19 protein-coding genes are annotated in these 15,645 nt (G+C 58.8%); 1 reads left to right on the plus strand and 18 read right to left on the minus strand.

All coding sequences use genetic code 11. The annotated features are described in order from the left end of the window. Positions 1-46 precede the first annotated feature (46 nt). The 17 genes from AC3IUE_RS24480 to AC3IUE_RS24560 all read right to left on the minus strand — a co-directional run bounded on the left by AC3IUE_RS24480 (position 47) and on the right by AC3IUE_RS24560 (position 13,743). Positions 47-607, minus strand: a complete 561-nt coding sequence (locus AC3IUE_RS24480) for a DUF1285 domain-containing protein (protein WP_046049085.1) — start codon at positions 605-607, stop codon at positions 47-49. 17 nt (positions 608-624) lie between these two features. After that, complete coding sequence (locus tag AC3IUE_RS24485; RefSeq protein WP_056742765.1) at positions 625-1,233, minus strand: DUF4823 domain-containing protein; 609 nt, start codon at positions 1,231-1,233, stop codon at positions 625-627. A 167-nt stretch (positions 1,234-1,400) separates the two neighbouring features. Then, complete coding sequence (locus tag AC3IUE_RS24490; protein ID WP_489264025.1) at positions 1,401-2,369, minus strand: GTP 3',8-cyclase MoaA; 969 nt, start codon at positions 2,367-2,369, stop codon at positions 1,401-1,403. A 141-nt stretch (positions 2,370-2,510) separates the two neighbouring features. Continuing rightward, positions 2,511-3,149 carry a TetR/AcrR family transcriptional regulator gene (locus tag AC3IUE_RS24495; RefSeq protein ID WP_007945721.1) on the minus strand — a complete coding sequence of 213 codons (639 nt, stop codon included), beginning with the start codon at positions 3,147-3,149 and terminating at the stop codon, positions 2,511-2,513. A gap of 342 nt (positions 3,150-3,491) precedes the next feature. Next, complete coding sequence (locus tag AC3IUE_RS24500) at positions 3,492-4,277, minus strand: TatD family hydrolase (RefSeq protein ID WP_489264026.1); 786 nt, start codon at positions 4,275-4,277, stop codon at positions 3,492-3,494. 14 nt (positions 4,278-4,291) lie between these two features. Then, positions 4,292-4,648 carry a PilZ domain-containing protein gene (locus AC3IUE_RS24505; RefSeq protein ID WP_033056958.1) on the minus strand — a complete coding sequence of 119 codons (357 nt, stop codon included), beginning with the start codon at positions 4,646-4,648 and terminating at the stop codon, positions 4,292-4,294. A gap of 42 nt (positions 4,649-4,690) precedes the next feature. After that, positions 4,691-5,680, minus strand: a complete 990-nt coding sequence (locus tag AC3IUE_RS24510; RefSeq protein ID WP_489264027.1) for a DNA polymerase III subunit delta' — start codon at positions 5,678-5,680, stop codon at positions 4,691-4,693. Continuing rightward, positions 5,673-6,305: a dTMP kinase gene (gene tmk / locus AC3IUE_RS24515; protein ID WP_489264029.1), complete on the minus strand. Its 633-nt coding sequence runs from the start codon at positions 6,303-6,305 to the stop codon at positions 5,673-5,675. Before tmk ends, AC3IUE_RS24510 begins: the two co-directional genes overlap by 8 nt. Positions 6,306-6,324: 19 nt before the next feature. After that, complete coding sequence (mltG, locus tag AC3IUE_RS24520) at positions 6,325-7,581, minus strand: endolytic transglycosylase MltG (protein WP_489264030.1); 1,257 nt, start codon at positions 7,579-7,581, stop codon at positions 6,325-6,327. Between the two features lie 3 nt (positions 7,582-7,584). Next, positions 7,585-8,400 (minus strand): aminodeoxychorismate lyase, encoded by an 816-nt coding sequence (gene pabC / locus AC3IUE_RS24525; protein WP_461999513.1) that lies wholly within the window; start codon positions 8,398-8,400, stop codon positions 7,585-7,587. After that, a complete protein-coding gene (fabF, locus tag AC3IUE_RS24530; protein ID WP_489264032.1) occupies positions 8,400-9,644 on the minus strand; it encodes a beta-ketoacyl-ACP synthase II in 1,245 nt (414 codons plus the stop codon). The genes pabC and fabF overlap by 1 nt, the downstream gene beginning before the upstream one ends. Positions 9,645-9,752: 108 nt before the next feature. Then, positions 9,753-9,989, minus strand: a complete 237-nt coding sequence (acpP, locus tag AC3IUE_RS24535; RefSeq protein ID WP_003442511.1) for an acyl carrier protein — start codon at positions 9,987-9,989, stop codon at positions 9,753-9,755. 191 nt (positions 9,990-10,180) lie between these two features. After that, positions 10,181-10,924 carry a 3-oxoacyl-ACP reductase FabG gene (fabG, locus tag AC3IUE_RS24540; protein ID WP_461999515.1) on the minus strand — a complete coding sequence of 248 codons (744 nt, stop codon included), beginning with the start codon at positions 10,922-10,924 and terminating at the stop codon, positions 10,181-10,183. Between the two features lie 16 nt (positions 10,925-10,940). Beyond that, complete coding sequence (gene fabD / locus AC3IUE_RS24545; RefSeq protein ID WP_046049074.1) at positions 10,941-11,879, minus strand: ACP S-malonyltransferase; 939 nt, start codon at positions 11,877-11,879, stop codon at positions 10,941-10,943. A gap of 125 nt (positions 11,880-12,004) precedes the next feature. After that, the gene (gene plsX, locus AC3IUE_RS24550) at positions 12,005-13,015 is read right to left on the minus strand and encodes a phosphate acyltransferase PlsX (protein WP_082459097.1); all 1,011 of its coding nucleotides are present in this window, start codon (positions 13,013-13,015) and stop codon (positions 12,005-12,007) included. A 4-nt stretch (positions 13,016-13,019) separates the two neighbouring features. Next, complete coding sequence (gene rpmF, locus AC3IUE_RS24555) at positions 13,020-13,202, minus strand: 50S ribosomal protein L32 (RefSeq protein WP_008152339.1); 183 nt, start codon at positions 13,200-13,202, stop codon at positions 13,020-13,022. A 13-nt stretch (positions 13,203-13,215) separates the two neighbouring features. After that, positions 13,216-13,743, minus strand: a complete 528-nt coding sequence (locus AC3IUE_RS24560) for a YceD family protein (RefSeq protein ID WP_004371317.1) — start codon at positions 13,741-13,743, stop codon at positions 13,216-13,218. 106 nt (positions 13,744-13,849) lie between these two features. On the opposite strand from AC3IUE_RS24560, the gene AC3IUE_RS24565 reads away from it, so the two are divergent. Next, positions 13,850-14,428: a Maf family protein gene (locus tag AC3IUE_RS24565; RefSeq protein WP_489264036.1), complete on the plus strand. Its 579-nt coding sequence runs from the start codon at positions 13,850-13,852 to the stop codon at positions 14,426-14,428. 205 nt (positions 14,429-14,633) lie between these two features. Here AC3IUE_RS24565 and AC3IUE_RS24570 read toward each other — a convergent pair whose 3' ends face one another. Further along, positions 14,634-15,623, minus strand: a complete 990-nt coding sequence (locus AC3IUE_RS24570; RefSeq protein WP_489264037.1) for a S49 family peptidase — start codon at positions 15,621-15,623, stop codon at positions 14,634-14,636. Positions 15,624-15,645: the final 22 nt, after the last annotated feature.

Below are 15,645 nucleotides of genomic sequence, written 5' to 3' on the forward strand. Positions count from 1 at the left end.
CCGCTTGAATAGCGGGCCATTATCCAGAACACAGCAATTTGGCGAGTTACGGCTCAAGCCCGATAGGGAAGAACTCGCCAGCGCTCCACACGCCTAACCAGCGCTGCCCGTCGATCTCGCGGGTGACGGCCAGCTCCACCAGTTGGTAGAACACGTTGCGGTGGATCAGGGCTTCGAGGTTGGTGCGCACATGCACGTAGGGCGCGGGCTCCTGCGTGACCGGGTCGATCACCACGCGCATGGGGTGTTCGGTGCCGGCCTCGGCAGTCTCGTCAACATTGGTGGTGAAGCGCAGGACCTGGGTTTCACCTTCGCCTTCAACCTCCACGGCAATCGCCACAAAGGGCGCATCGTCGACCTTGATGCCAACTTTCTCGACCGGGGTAATGAGGAAGTAATCGTCACCATCGCGTCGAATGATGGTGGAGAACAGCTTGACCATCGGCTTGCGTCCGATCGGCGTGCCCAGGTAATACCAGGTGCCGTCACGGGCGATACGCATGTCGATGTCGCCGCAGAAGTCGGGGTTCCACAGGTGGACCGGCGGCAAGCCTTTGGTTTTGGGGATTTGCCCCAACAGATCGTTGGCTTTTTGCGGGCCACTCATGGCGTTCTCCTTTTGAATTACTGGTCGCTGAGCCCCAGCAGGCTGCGCGCGTATTGTTCCAGCGGCGGGCCCATCAGGTCTTCCGGCTTTTTGTCGTGGAACGTCAGTAAACCGCCACGACCCTTGATGCGTGCAGTATCAATCAAATACTGGGTGCTGGTCTCGATCAACATGATCTGAATCACGCCGCCATCGATACCGAGGCGATCCAGGGCTTCCTGATCGAGCCACTCGTCCGAGTTGCCGATACGGTCGTCAGACTTGGCGAACCGGGTATAGAGCAGGTAATGGGCACCGGCGGCACGGGCTTCACTCATGGCTTGATCAAGACCTTCCGGGGCACGGGCGCGGCGGACCATAGGGAAGTATTCAACAAAGCCATCGAAGGCGACTTCGGCGATCACGTTAGGTCGCGGGTAGACAGCACTGCCTGGCGGCACAAACGCGCCCTGGGCGATATACACGAATGAGTCCGGTTGGATGCGCAGGTTATTCACACGGCGGCTGTCGCTATGGTCGAGCAACCCCGCGTCGCTCATGTGGTAGCGAGTCCCTTCAGCCAGATCGCTGACATTCATGCAGCCACCAAGCGCCAAAACGGCCAGCAGCAAAACCAGGCTACGCATCCTACCCTCCAGAGGCCGGTGACGGAAAACCGGCGAATGGCCATTGGATGCAGCTTCCGCGCCAGCTCGGGATCAGTACCGTCTCACAGATCGCATCGCGAGCAAGCTCGCTCCCACAGGGTTGGCACAGGACCTGTGGGAGCGAGCTTGCTCGCGATGAGGTTCGATCAGCCGCCGATGATTTTCATGATGGTCGCGCCGCCAGAAAATGCCACTTCCTGCTTATCGCCCAAGGCTTTCACCAAGAGTCTCTGCAAGGCGGGCAGCGCTTGATGACGGGGCTTGTCCAGCAGGTCGCCGACATAGTGGCGGTTGCTCGACGACAGGCAGCCGTGCAGCCAGCCCGTGGAGGACAGACGCAGCCGCGAACAGGTGCGGCAGAAAGGAACGCTTTCGTTGGCGATAACGCCGAAGTAGCCCTGCCCCGGAATCTGGTAACGCACGGCAGTGGCGTCTACCGGCGCATCGGCCTGAAGGTATTCGTAGCGCTCGCCGATCAGGCTGAGCAACTGCTGCAGGCTGACAAACTGTTGCAGGAAAGCATTGGAGTCGCTGGCCAGGTGGCCCATGCGCATCAACTCGATGAAGCGAAGCTCATAGCCGCGCTCCAGACAGTAATCGAGTAGCGGCATCACTTGATCGAGGTTCTGCCCACGCAGCGGCACCATATTGACCTTGATCTTCAGGCCGGCGGCGCTGGCTTGATCCATACCGTCGAGCACCGTCGCCAGATCGCCGCCACGGGCAATGCTGCGAAAAGCGCTGGCATCCAGGGTATCGAGGGAAACGTTGATGCGACGAATGCCGGCATCCACCAGCAGTGACAGCTTCTTCGCCAGCAGCTGACCGTTGGTGGTCAGGCTGATGTCCGCCAGGCCCATCTGCCCGACAGCGGTCATGAAGGTTTCGAGTTTGGGGCTGACCAGCGGCTCGCCGCCGGTGATGCGCAAGCGCTCGATGCCCGCTGCTTCAATCAGATAGGCCACGCCACGCGCCATGGCCTCGGCCGACAATTCATCCTGCGCAGCCACCAACCGCTTGCCGTTGGGCACGCAATAGGTACAAGCGTAATTGCAGGCTGAAGTCAGACTGATTCGCAAATTGCGAAAACGCCTGCCTTGACGGTCAACGATCATGGACTACTCCGGCGGAAGAATATTCGGACCGCTAAAACTTGACTCACAAATCAAGTTTTAGCAAGTCCTATGCCTGAGTATATTCCTGCGGTACTGCGCCACGTAGCGAAATAATGGCGCAATAAGGCGAACTGTATGGATTCAGCTGCTCGGGGTGTCGCTATCGCGCTTGCGCTTGTTGCCCATGCGCACACCGATGTCCATCAGGAACTGGAAGAAACCTTCCTGATCTTCCAGCACATTGCTCCAGAACGGCGAGTGATACAGCGCCACGGCGCCGTGCACCAGCGCCCAGGATGCGCAGTAATGGAAGTAAGGTGGAACGTCTTCAAGTTTGCCTTCGCTGATCCGGCCCTTGATCAGCAGGGTCAGGCGTTCGAAGTTCGAGGCGCGGATCTTGTGCAGCTCTTCGACCATCTCCGGCACCTGATTGCCCTTGACCACCTTTTCTTCCAGGCGATCGAACAACCGATAGCGTTGAGGGTCGCGCATGCGGAATTCGAAGTAGGCCCGGGACAGGGCTTCCTTGTCCTTGTCGACATCGGCCGAATGCAACAGCTCGTTCAAATCGCGCTCGTAATCGAGCATCAGGCGCAGATAGATCTCGGCCTTGGATTTGAAGTGCTTGTAGATCGTGCCTTTGCCGATACCGACGGCATCAGCAATCATCTCGACGGTGACACTGTCTTCACCTTGATCGAGGAACAGCTTGAGCGCGGTATCGAGAATTTCTTGCTCGCGGCGACGAAACTCACGGACCTTACGAGGTTCTTTATGCATAAGAAAAGGTCTGTTGGGGTCAAAATTCGAAGCCGCGTATTATGCCTAACTTGCGCAAAAATGCACGGATCATCCGACCATATATGTGTTTCTTGATGAATTCCGGCAGCCTCGCAGATTAATGAGAACTCAACCGAAGCGCCCGTATTCCAAATTTGTTTAAAAACCGCGACCAGTAAACTGGACTCGGCGCAATACTGATCAATACTTCAACTGTCGGCGGGACATCTCCCCCAAGTGTTGCGCCGATATAGGTACCAACGGACCGCGTGCCTTTGTTTTACTCCTAATGGTCTTAACCCGGATTCACCCCCCAGAACCCGGGTTTTTTTTGCCTGCGATTTAACCTTTCACATGCGCCAGCGGAAACAGTCGCTTGAAATTCTCGGTGGTTTGCTCGGCAAATCGCTCGTAGGACTCACCTCGCAACATTGCCAGAAATTCCGCTACGTCGCGCACGTACTGCGGCAGGTTCGGTTTGCCGCGATGAGGGATCGGTGCCAGATACGGCGAGTCGGTTTCCACCAGCAATCGATCAGCCGGCACTTTACTGGCCACGTCACGCAGCGCGTCGGCATTGCGGAAAGTGACAATACCGGACAAGGAAATGTAATACCCCATGTCCAGTGCCGCTTTGGCCATGTCCCAGTCTTCGGTGAAACAATGCAGCACGCCAGCCTGGGGCAGCGCCGCTTCACGCAGGAGGTTCAACGTATCGGCGCGGGCACCACGGGTGTGAATGATCACCGGTTTGCCTGTCTGCTGCGCCGCTTGCAGATGCAGGCGAAACGACTCCTGTTGCAACTCCGCTGCTTCCGGCTCGTAGTGGTAATCCAGACCGGTTTCACCGATCGCCACCACACGCGGGTGGTTGAGCTCGCGCAACAGCCAATCCAATGCTGGCGCAGCGCCCGGTTGCACGTCCAGCGGATGCACGCCAACCGAACAGTCGACGTCGTCGTAACGTTCGGCCAGGGCTTTGACGTCGGCGGCATTCTCGATGCTGACGCCGATACACAGAAAGTGCCCCACTCCGCGCTGACGGGCCGCATCCAGTGCGGCATCCAGGGAGCCGTCGTGGGCGGCGAGGTCGAGGCGATCAAGGTGGCAATGGGAATCTACGAGCATAAAAGGGCTGCAACTTACATCGTATGAGTGGGACGGTCGGACTTCAGGGCTCCGGCCAGATGGGTTTCGATTCGACTGCGCGCGGTATTGTCGCCATCGTTGAATTGTACGCCGACCCCGGCGGCCCGGTTGCCCTGCGCACCTTTGGGGGTGATCCAGGTGACCTTGCCGGCGACCGGAATCTTCTCCGGCTCGTCCATCAGGTTGAGCAGCATGAATACCTCATCGCCCAACTTGTAGCTCTTGTTGGTCGGGATAAACAGGCCACCGTTCTTGATGAACGGCATGTAGGCCGCGTAAAGCACGGACTTGTCCTTGATCGTCAGGGACAAAATGCCGTTGCGCGGCCCCGGATTGACGAGTTCATTCATGCTGACCTCCGTTGCAGATGCTCAGAGTCTAGGCACAGACGGTCACTTCTGGGTAGGCAAACCCACCCATTGCACCAACAGCGCCTCCAGCAACAACACCCGATTGAGGTTGGCTTTGCTCATCACTTTCTGGCGCTGGGCGAGGATCCAGTCCTGAATATTCAGGACTTTGTCCTGGCCGGCTTTCTGCGCCAGGTACTGAATCACCTTGCGCATGTCCGTCAGCCCCAGACCTTCTTCGTCCTGAGTCAGCTGATAACGCAGGATCAGGCTCGACCAGTCGCAGAACCAGTCGAACAACAGCAACAGCGGAATCGCATTCCAGCCTTCGGCCAGTTGCGTCGGTGACTGTTGCTGCTTGAGCAACTTCTTCACGCCATCGACCACCAGCGCCCGCTGCTCGCGCACGCCCTGGGCCTGCAAGTTGACGGCGGCCAGTGGCGAACCGGCGGCCAAGGTCAGCAACTCGATGCGCTCTTCTTCCGCGCAGTCCGGCAAAGCCTTCGCCAGCCACGCAAGACTCATGACTTCGCTCGGCAGCGGACAGGCCTGCTGCTGGCAGCGGCTCTTGATCGTCGGCAGCAAACGACTGGTCTGGTGACTGACCAGCAGCAACACGGTATCACCGGAAGGTTCTTCAAGACTTTTGAGCAAAGCGTTGGCGGCGTTGATGTTCATCGACTCGGCCGGCTCGATCAGCACCACTTTGCGACCGCCCATCTGAGCGGTCTGAACCACGAAGCTGACCAGATCACGAACCTGATCGACCTTGATCGCCTTATCGGCTTCTTCCGGTTCCAGAATGTAGTTGTCAGGGTGACTGCCGGCCTTGAGCAACAGACAGGATTTGCATTCGCCGCAAGCTTCGTGGGCAGCGCTCGGGCGCTGGCACAGCAAACTGGCCATCAAGCGTTCGGCCAATGCACGCTTGCCGATTCCGGCCGGGCCATGCAGCAGATAGGCGTGGGCATGTTGCTTGCGACCGGCCAAATGCTGCCAGAGACTGTCCTGCCACGGATAGGCTTCAGCCACGGGTCAACTCCAGCAGGCGCGGCAGCAAGGCATCCAGTGCCTGCTGAACCTGCGCCAGCGGCTGGGCGGCATCGACCAGGACATAACGCGCAGGATTCGCTTCGGCACGCTTGAGGAAAGCACTGCGCACCGCATCAAAAAAGGTTCGGCCTTCGAGCTCGAAGCGATCCAGACGACCGCGAGCGCTGGCGCGGGCCAGGCCCACTTCCACCGGCAGATCGAAAATCAACGTCAGGTCTGGGCGCAGATCGCCCTGGACGAAGGCTTCCAGGGTCGCGATGCGCTCCAGCGACAAGCCGCGACCGCCCCCCTGATAGGCATAGGTCGAATCGGTAAAGCGATCACACAGCACCACCGCACCGCGGGCCAGCGCCGGACGAATCACCTCGGCCAGATGCTGGGCTCGCGCGGCGAACACCAACAGCAACTCGGTGTCGGGGTTCATGACTTCGTCAACCGGCGCCAGTAGCACTTCGCGGATCCGCTCGGCCAATGGCGTGCCGCCTGGTTCGCGAGTCAGCACGACCTCGATACCCGCAGCGCGCAGGCGCTCGGCCAGGTATTCGCGATTGGTGCTCTTGCCGGCCCCTTCCGGGCCTTCCAGGGTAATAAACAAGCCAGTCACAGGCAGTCCTTAGTCAGAGTCATTGCGGGCTTTGCGGCGCGGTTGCATCCGGTTCGGGCGCGGGTGCGGCTGCGGGTTCTTGAGCGGGTTCTGGAGCAGGCGCCGGCGGGGTCTCTTGAGGCTGCACCGGCGACGATTCCTGCACCGACTCCTGCGGCGACACTTGCGGCAAAGCCTCGGGAGCTGTGTCGGGCGAAGCAGCCGGAATCGGTGCCTGCTGATCCGTCGCCTCTGGTGCCGTAGCCGGCGCCGGGCTGGAGCGGTAGTCGGCACGGCGCTTGATCTGGAACTCACGCACAGCGTTATTGTGCGCATCCAGATCATCGGAGAACACGTGACTGCCATCACCACGAGCAACGAAATAGAGGCTATTGCCCGCCACCGGATTCAGCGCTGCATGAATCGCTTCGCGGCCGACCATGGCGATCGGGGTCGGCGGCAATCCCGAAATCATGTAGGTGTTGTACGGCGTCGCTTCCTTGAGGTGGGCGCGAGTCAATTTGCCGTTGTAACGGTCACCGAGTCCGTAGATCACGGTCGGATCCGTTTGCAACAACATGCCCATTTCCATGCGCCGTACAAACACGCCAGCGATTTGCCCGCGCTCCTGCGGCACGCCGGTTTCCTTCTCCACCAGCGAGGCCATGATCAGCGCCTGATAGGGTTCGGTGTACGGCACGTCAGCGGCGCGCTGGCTCCACTCCTTGGCCAGGACTTCGTCGAGGCGGTCGTAGGCTTTTTTCAGCAGCTCGACATCGGTCATGCCGCGCACGAAGCGATAGGTGTCAGGGAAGAATCGCCCTTCCGGAAAAATCCCGGTGTGGCCGAGTTTGTCCATCACCTCGCTATCACTCAAACCGTCGAGGGTCTTTTCGAGTTTTTCATCCTTGGCCAGAGCAGCGCGCACCTGATGGAAATTCCAGCCCTCGACCAGGGTCAGGCTGTACTGAACCATTTCCCCACGTTTCCACAGGTCAATCAGCCCTTCGACGGTCATGCCGGGCTGCATGCGGTATTCGCCCTTGTGCAACGGTTGTTTGGCGAGATTGAAGCGCCAATACACCCGCAGCCAGAAAGCATCCTTGATGACGCCATCGGCTTCGAGTCGATAGAAGGTGCGGGTCGGTGTCGTGCCTTTTGGCACTTCCAGCAGCTCTTCCTGAGTGATGTTCAGCGGCTGTTCCAGCGCCGAATGGATTTTCCAGGCGGAAGCGCCCAGACACAGCCCTGCCAGAACCAATCCGGTTTCCAGCAGCAGCAAGAATTTACGTCTCACGTATCAAGCATCCAGTAGCGCGCGGGCAATGGTTTGGAGTTTACGGGTGAGCGGACCAACCGGCCAGCTCAGTGCGGCATAGGCGCGCACCGGCCAAACGCCATACACGCTGTTGCAGACAAAGACTTCATCAGCCCATTGCAGCTGATCGAGGGTGATATCGGTGATTTGTGTGGGGATCCCCAATGACTCGGCTTGAAACAATAATTCGGCACGCATCACGCCGGCCACGCCGCAGCGCTTTAAATCAGCCGTGATCAGCACGCCATCGCGGATCAGGAACAGATTGCTGAACACGCCTTCAATGACGCGCCCGGCCTGATCGAGCATCAAGCCTTCGGCATGATCGGTATCTTGCCATTCAGAACGGGCGATAACCTGCTCAAGACGGTTCAGGTGTTTGAGTCCGGCGAGCAGAGGCTGTTTGGAAAGCCGCGTCGCACAGGGGAACAGGCGAACACCCTGCTCCGCAAGGGCAGCAGGATAAACCGCGGGTGGGTTGCCCAACATGATGCGGCGCGCCTGAGCCGAAGGATCGGGCGCATAACCACGCGCGCTTTCGCCACGCGTGACAATGAGCTTGAGCACACCTTCGCCCAACGCTTGGGCATAGGTCAGTAACTCTGTGCACACAGCCGCATGATCGAGATTAATTGCCAACCGCTGGCAACCTTTGACCAAACGCACCAGATGCCGATCCAGCAGCACCGGAGCGCCGTTGCGCACGGCAATGGTCTCGAACAGACCATCACCGTAAGCCAGGCCGCGATCCTTCAGCGACAAAGCGTCAGCCGGCTGACCGTCGACCCAGCTGTCCATCAGTCAGCGAACCGGCGGAACACCAGCGAGCCGTTGGTGCCGCCAAACCCGAAGGAGTTGGACAACACCACATCGATATCCATATTGCGCGCGGTATGCGGTACGAAATCGAGGTCGCAACCTTCGTCCGGCTCATCAAGGTTGATGGTCGGCGGTGCTACCTGGCTGTTGATCGCCAGCACACTGAAGATCGCCTCGACCGCGCCCGCCGCACCCAGCAGGTGACCGGTCATGGACTTGGTCGAACTGACCGCCAGCTTGTAAGCGTGATCGCCGAACACCGACTTGATCGCACGGGCTTCGGCAAGGTCGCCGGCCGACGTCGAGGTGCCGTGGGCGTTGATGTACTGAACCTGATCGCCATTGATCTTGGCATCGCGCAGCGCATTGGTGATGCAACGTGCAGCCCCTGCACCATCAGCCGGTGGCGACGTCATGTGGTAGGCATCGCCACTGGTGCCAAAGCCGATCAGCTCGGCGTAGATCGTCGCACCACGAGCCTTGGCGTGCTCCAGCTCTTCCAGAACCAGAGCGCCGGCGCCGTCGGACAGCACGAAGCCATCACGGCCCTTGTCCCATGGACGGCTGGCGCGGGTCGGTTCGTCGTTGCGGGTCGACAGTGCGCGGGAGGCACCGAAGCCGCCCATGCCCAGACCGCAAGCTGCCATTTCAGCGCCGCCGGCAATCATCACGTCAGCTTCGTCGTACATGATGTTGCGTGCCGCCATGCCGATGCAGTGCGTACCGGTGGTACACGCGGTGGCGATGGCGTAGTTAGGTCCCTGTGCGCCCAGATGGATGGACAGGAAACCGGAAATCATATTGATGATCGAGCCAGGCACGAAAAACGGAGAAATCCGTCGTGGGCCGGAATCATGCAGTGTGCGGCTGGTTTCTTCGATATTGGTCAGTCCGCCAATACCCGAACCCATGGCCACGCCAATGCGCTCACGGTTGGCGTCGGTGACTTCCAGACCAGAGTTACGAATTGCCTGAAAACCTGCGGCCAGACCGTATTGAATGAACAGATCGAGCTTGCGAGCTTCCTTGACCGACAGGTATTCCTCGACATTGAAGCCCTTTACCGAGCCGCCAAAACGGGTGGAATAGGCAGAAAGGTCGGTGTGTTCGATCAGACCAATGCCACTGCGGCCAGCCAGAATGCCCTGCCAACTGCTCGGCACATCCGTGCCCAGTGGCGACAACATACCCATACCGGTGACTACGACGCGTCTACGCGACACAGCACTCTCCTTTTTCAAATGACGACTTTGCATCAGGCCTAAAGAAAAAACCGCACGCCGTGATGGCAGTGCGGTTTTTCCATGACAGCAAGCAACGATTACAAGCTATTAAGCCTGGTGGTTAGTAACGTAATCGATTGCGGCTTGTACAGTAGTGATCTTCTCAGCTTCTTCGTCAGGGATTTCGGTCTCGAATTCCTCTTCCAGAGCCATCACCAGCTCAACAGTGTCAAGGGAGTCGGCACCCAGGTCTTCAACGAAGGAAGCAGTGTTGACCACTTCTTCTTCTTTAACGCCCAGTTGCTCAGCAACGATTTTCTTGACGCGCTCTTCGATGGTGCTCATACCTTGTTTTCACTCCTAATGGACAAATTCAGGCAGCTGGCCAGTGGGTAAGTGTATAGAAAGACTTTTCAGTTTTTCAACTGAAAGCTTCACTCCTCAAACCCGACGACCCTCTGCCTATAAATAGATTGCAGCTTTATAACGGATTTTAGACAGCTCGTATGACATTTTTTTGAAGCGATCCGTCACATTTAACTCATGTACATCCCGCCGTTCACCGGGATTGTAGCCCCAGTAACGTAAGCCGCACCGTCGGACGCAAGAAAAGCGACCACAGACGCGATCTCTTGAGCTTGCCCCAGACGGCCCAGCGGAATCTGCGTCTGCAAGGCTTCACGCTGTGCCTCGGGCAGTTCGCGGGTCATATCGGTGTCGATGAACCCAGGGGCCACCGAGTTTACCGTAATCGAACGCGAACCGACTTCACGCGCCAGTGAACGGCTGAAACCTTCCAGACCGGCCTTGGCGGCTGCGTAGTTTACTTGGCCTGCGTTGCCCATGGCACCCACAACCGAGCCAATACTGATAATTCGTCCCCAACGGGCTTTGGTCATACCGCGCAAAACGCCCTTGGACAGGCGGAACAGACTGTTCAGGTTGGTATCGACGACGTCATGCCATTCGTCATTTTTCATGCGCATCATCAGATTATCGCGGGTGATACCGGCATTGTTGACCAGGATCGCCGGCGCACCGAACTGCGATGTAATGCTCGCCAGTACTGCAGCAACGGATTCGTCGCTGGTGACATTGAGTTCCAGGCCAGTGCCTTGAATATCGTTTTCCTTCAGGGTAGCGGCAATGCGCTCGGCACCCGAGGCAGATGTCGCGGTGCCAATTACGATAGCACCCTGACGACCCAGTTCCAGGGCGATAGCCTGGCCGATACCGCGGCTCGCGCCAGTGACCAGTGCAACTTTACCTTGCAGACTCATGCAGGCTTCTCCTGATTCAAGCCAACGCTGCGCGAGCGGCAGCAAAGGCGTCGGGGGTATTGAGGTTGGATGTCGACACGCCTTCGGCGCAACGCTTGTTCAGGCCAGCCAGCACTTTGCCAGGGCCGCACTCGACCAATTGGGTAGCACCTTTGGCGGCCAGCGCCTGAACCGATTCGACCCAGCGTACAGGCTTGTAGAGCTGCTCAAGCAGATCGCGCTTGAGGGTTTCCAGATCGGCCGGCACAGTGGCGCTGACGTTTTGAACCACTGGAATCTGCGGCGCCTGCCAGTCGATCGCTGCGATCGACTCGGCGAAACGCTCGGCCGCCGGACGCATCAGCTCGCAATGGGACGGCACACTGACCGGCAACGGCATGGCGCGCTTGGCACCACGAGCCTTGCAGCCTTCGATGGCACGCTCGACCGCAGCCTTGGCACCGGCGATGACCACTTGGCCAGGGGAGTTGAAGTTGACCGCACTGACCACTTCGCCTTGCGCCGCTTCGGCACAGGCTGCCAGCACATCAGCATCGTCCAGACCGAGAATGGCGGCCATGCCACCTTGCCCGGCCGGAACGGCTTCCTGCATCAACTGACCACGGCGTTCAACCAGCTTCACCGCATCACCCAGGCTCAGGCTGCCCGCGGCAACCAGAGCGCTGTATTCGCCCAGGCTGTGCCCGGCAACATAAGCCGGACGCGCGCCGCCTTCAGCCAGCCACAGACGCCACAAGGCAATCGAGGCGGTCAGAATGGCCGGTTGGGTTTTATCGGTTTGATTGAGTTGCTCTTCCGGCCCTTGCTGGGTCAGTGCCCACAGGTCGTAACCCAGAGCATCGGAAGCTTCTTTGAATGTTTCGAGGACAATCGGATGTTGCGCGCCCAACTCGGCCAGCATGCCGAGGGACTGCGAACCCTGTCCCGGAAAGACGAATGCGAGGGAAGCAGACATGTAACAAGCCCCTAATGATCTTGTCGTCGGAGAATTGACGTCCCGCTTGGGGGACGCAAGAAACTGACAGTTGGATGGCAAATTGAACTGAGCGGTCACATTTAAGCATTGTCCGACGAAAACGCCTAAAGCAACAAATCCTCCAGGCGACCGTGAATGCGTTCAGGCAGGTTTTCCTGAATCTCGATCAAGGCGCGCTGAATCGCACTCTGGAAGCCCTGAACCCCCGCCGAACCATGGCTTTTCACCACAATCCCCTGCAACCCGAGGAAGCTTGCACCGTTATGCCGCGCGGGCGCCAGATCGGCTTGCAAGCGCTTCATCAGTGGCAATGCCAAAGCACCGACCACTTTCGACGCGAGGTTTTTCTTGAACAAGGCTTCGATGCGCCCGGCAATCATGGTCGCCAGGCCTTCGCTGGACTTGAGCAGGATATTGCCGACAAAACCGTCACATACCACCACATCCGCCTCGCCACGGTACACACCGTCACCTTCGACAAAACCGATGTAATTGATGCCGCGAGCACTCTGCAACAAGGTGGCCGCCAGCTTGACCTGCTGATTGCCCTTGATGTCTTCAGTACCGATGTTCAGCAGCGCCACTCGCGGACGAACGATGCCCAGTGTTTCCGCCGCCACCGACCCCATCACAGCGAACTGCAACAGATGCTCGGCGCTGCAATCGACATTGGCGCCCAGGTCGAGCAACTGGCAATAACCCTTCTGCGTCGGAATCGCCGCCACCATCGCCGGACGATCAATGCCCGGCAAGGTCTTGAGCACGAAGCGCGACAACGCCATCAGCGCACCGGTATTGCCGGCACTGACACAGGCCTGGACCTTGCCATCGCGCAGCAACTCCAGCGCCACTCGCATCGACGAATCAGGCTTGCCGCGCAGCGCCTGCGCAGGTTTTTCGTCCATGGTGATGACTTCGGACGCAGGCGCTATCGACAGACGCGAGCGATCCACAGCCGATTGGCCAGAGAGCAATTCTTCAAGAAGGGAGGGTTGACCGACGAGGGTCAGGTGCAGCGAGGGCGTAGCAGACAGACAAGCAAGGCTGGCCTGAACAATGCTGCGGGGACCGAAGTCCCCGCCCATTGCGTCAATCGCGATGACTTGAGCAGACAAGTGATTACTCGTCAGCGCCCTTGTCGATCACTTTACGGCCACGGTATACGCCTTCTGGCGATACGTGGTGACGCAGGTGAATTTCACCGGTGGTTTTTTCTACAGACAGAGTGCTTGCCGTCAGGGCGTCGTGCGAACGACGCATGTCACGGGCAGAGCGGGATTTTTTGTTCTGCTGAACAGCCATAATTGATTAACTCCTAAACGTTTGGGTCACGCTTTAACTGCGCCAATACACTGAACGGGTTGGACCGCGTTACCTCGTCCTCGCTCGGTTCGGGCTCATCGAGACCCGCCGGCTGCTGGCATTCTTCCGGATGATGAGCAGGCACAATGGGCAAGGCGAGCAGAAGCTCCTCCTCGATCAGTGACTGCAGATCCAAAGGATCTTCGCCCAGTTCCAGCACGTCATAACCTTTCGGCAACGACTGGGTATTCGCACCCTCCTTCACCACAGCATAACTGCATTCGCTATGGATCGGCAGGGTGACCAGCTCAAGACAACGCTGGCAAACCATTTTGACCTCGGTGTCGATAAAGCTGTGGATTACCACAGACTTACGTTCATCTCGTTCAAAAACGAATTTAGCCTGCACCGTACCGACAGTGTCGGAAAGCGGGTCGCAGAGTCTCTCCAAATCGGCCAGCAGCAGTTCACCTTGAAGGGTGGTGCCACGATCAGCCAATTTGCGCGGGTCAACGTGAGGTGGAATCGGGTCATTCAACATAGGCGCAGCATTATAGGGATGCCCCCAGCCATGTCAAAGGAAATTCAGCCCTGTCCGTCACTTGCAAGCCTCCGCTAGAATTCGCGCCTGTCTTCTGGAGATGCGCATGCTGCCTTTATTACTCGCTTCAAGCTCGGTTTATCGCCGGGAATTGCTGGCCCGCTTGCAGCTGCCGTTTACCTGCAGCTCGCCGGATATCGACGAAAGCCATCGCCCGGGCGAGTCCGCTATCGAGCTGGTCAAACGCCTCGCCGAGGAAAAAGCACGTGCGCTGGCCGGCAGCCACGCCGCTCATCTGATCATCGGCTCCGACCAGGTCGCGGTGCTTGGCGAGCGGATCATCGGGAAACCGCACACCTTCGAAAAGGCCCGCGAACAATTGCTGGCCTCGAGCGGTGCCAGCGTGACCTTCCTCACCGGCCTGGCGCTACTCAACAGCCAGACCGGTGAATGCCAGGTCGACTGCGTGCCGTTCACCGTACACATGCGCTCGCTCGATCAGGCACGCATTGAACGCTACCTGCGCGCCGAACAGCCCTATGACTGCGCTGGCAGCTTCAAAGCCGAAGGTTTGGGGGTGAGCCTGTTTCAAAGCACCGAAGGCCCTGACGCCACCAGCCTGATCGGCCTGCCATTGATTCGCCTGGTGGACATGTTGCTGACCGAAGGGATTGAAATCCCCTGAACACCACAGTCCTGTAGCAGCTGGCGAAGCCTGCGTTCGAGTGCGCAGCGCTCGCAAATCCGGATTGCGCGGTTTATCTGAAAGGTTGCGGCGTATGGTTTGGCGAGCGCTGCGCACTCGAACGCAGGCTTCGCCAGCTGCTACAGAGACCGCGCAGACATTAAAAAACCGGCCACTTGGGCCGGTTTTTTTATGCCGAAGGAGATCAGCGCAACGAAGGCCCCTGGAAGCCCATCCACATCGCCAGATGCTCAGCCACGCTGGCACCGAGTTTTTTCGAGAAGCGGTCGAAAGGCGATTCCTGAACGGTGAAGTCCACCAGCTCTTTCTCGCCGATCACGTCACGCGCCACCGAACTGGCATTCCCCAGGCCATCGATCAGGCCCAACGGCAGTGCCTGCTCGCCGGACCAGACCAACCCGGAGAACAACTCTGGATGCTCCTTGTCCTTGAGACGGTCGCCACGCCCTTTCTTGACGCTGCTGATGAATTGCTGATGAGTGGTATCGAGCACGCCCTGCCAGAACTGAGTTTCTTCAGGCTTCTGCGGCTGGAACGGATCGAGGAACGATTTGTGCTCGCCGGAGGTGTAAGTGCGACGCTCGACACCCAGCTTCTCCATCGTCCCGACAAAGCCATAACCGGCCGCCGTCACACCAATGGAACCCACCAGGCTCGCTTTGTCGGCATAGATCTGATCGGCCGCGCTGGCGATGTAGTAAGCACCGGAAGCGCCGAGGTCCGAGATCACCGCGTAGATCTTGGTATCGGGATGCAGACCGCGCAGGCGAACGATTTCGTCGTACACATAACCCGACTGCACCGGACTGCCGCCCGGACTGTTGATTCGCAGGATGACACCTTTGACCTTCTCGTCCTCGAACGCTGCACGCAGGCTGCCGACGATGTTGTCAGCGCTGGCAGGCTCCTTGTCGGCGATCATGCCGGTCACGTCGATCAGCGCGGTGTAGCTGCCACTGCGGGTGGCAGCTTTTTCCATGTCCATCAGCGGCGTGAACAGGACCAACGCGCCAAACAGGTACACAAAGGTCAGCAGCTTGAAGAAAATCCCCCAGCGGCGGGACCGGCGCTGCTCCTGCACACCAGCCAGCAGGGTCTTTTCCAGCAGCTTCCAGCTTTTCTCGTCACCGCTCTCTGCGCTCGCCTTGGCGGGCGCTTTCCATTCGTCGGTCATGACATGTACCCCAGCAAAAACC

It is taken from the genome of Pseudomonas sp. GL_093 (assembly GCF_057837605.1).

Excerpts from the sequence above, each read along its gene's own strand:
- AC3IUE_RS24480 (WP_046049085.1), bottom strand. The coding sequence starts at position 607 with ATGAGTGGCCCGCAAAAAGCCAACGATCTGTTGGGGCAAATCCCCAAA.
- AC3IUE_RS24485 (WP_056742765.1), bottom strand. The coding sequence starts at position 1,233 with ATGCGTAGCCTGGTTTTGCTGCTGGCCGTTTTGGCGCTTGGTGGCTGC.
- AC3IUE_RS24490 (WP_489264025.1), bottom strand. The coding sequence starts at position 2,369 with ATGATCGTTGACCGTCAAGGCAGGCGTTTTCGCAATTTGCGAATCAGT.
- AC3IUE_RS24495 (WP_007945721.1), bottom strand. The coding sequence starts at position 3,149 with ATGCATAAAGAACCTCGTAAGGTCCGTGAGTTTCGTCGCCGCGAGCAA.
- AC3IUE_RS24500 (WP_489264026.1), bottom strand. The coding sequence starts at position 4,277 with ATGCTCGTAGATTCCCATTGCCACCTTGATCGCCTCGACCTCGCCGCC.
- AC3IUE_RS24505 (WP_033056958.1), bottom strand. The coding sequence starts at position 4,648 with ATGAATGAACTCGTCAATCCGGGGCCGCGCAACGGCATTTTGTCCCTG.
- pabC (WP_461999513.1), bottom strand. The coding sequence starts at position 8,400 with ATGGACAGCTGGGTCGACGGTCAGCCGGCTGACGCTTTGTCGCTGAAG.
- acpP (WP_003442511.1), bottom strand. The coding sequence starts at position 9,989 with ATGAGCACCATCGAAGAGCGCGTCAAGAAAATCGTTGCTGAGCAACTG.
- fabG (WP_461999515.1), bottom strand. The coding sequence starts at position 10,924 with ATGAGTCTGCAAGGTAAAGTTGCACTGGTCACTGGCGCGAGCCGCGGT.
- fabD (WP_046049074.1), bottom strand. The coding sequence starts at position 11,879 with ATGTCTGCTTCCCTCGCATTCGTCTTTCCGGGACAGGGTTCGCAGTCC.
- rpmF (WP_008152339.1), bottom strand. The coding sequence starts at position 13,202 with ATGGCTGTTCAGCAGAACAAAAAATCCCGCTCTGCCCGTGACATGCGT.
- AC3IUE_RS24560 (WP_004371317.1), bottom strand. The coding sequence starts at position 13,743 with ATGTTGAATGACCCGATTCCACCTCACGTTGACCCGCGCAAATTGGCT.
- AC3IUE_RS24565 (WP_489264036.1), top strand. The coding sequence starts at position 13,850 with ATGCTGCCTTTATTACTCGCTTCAAGCTCGGTTTATCGCCGGGAATTG.
- AC3IUE_RS24570 (WP_489264037.1), bottom strand. The coding sequence starts at position 15,623 with ATGACCGACGAATGGAAAGCGCCCGCCAAGGCGAGCGCAGAGAGCGGT.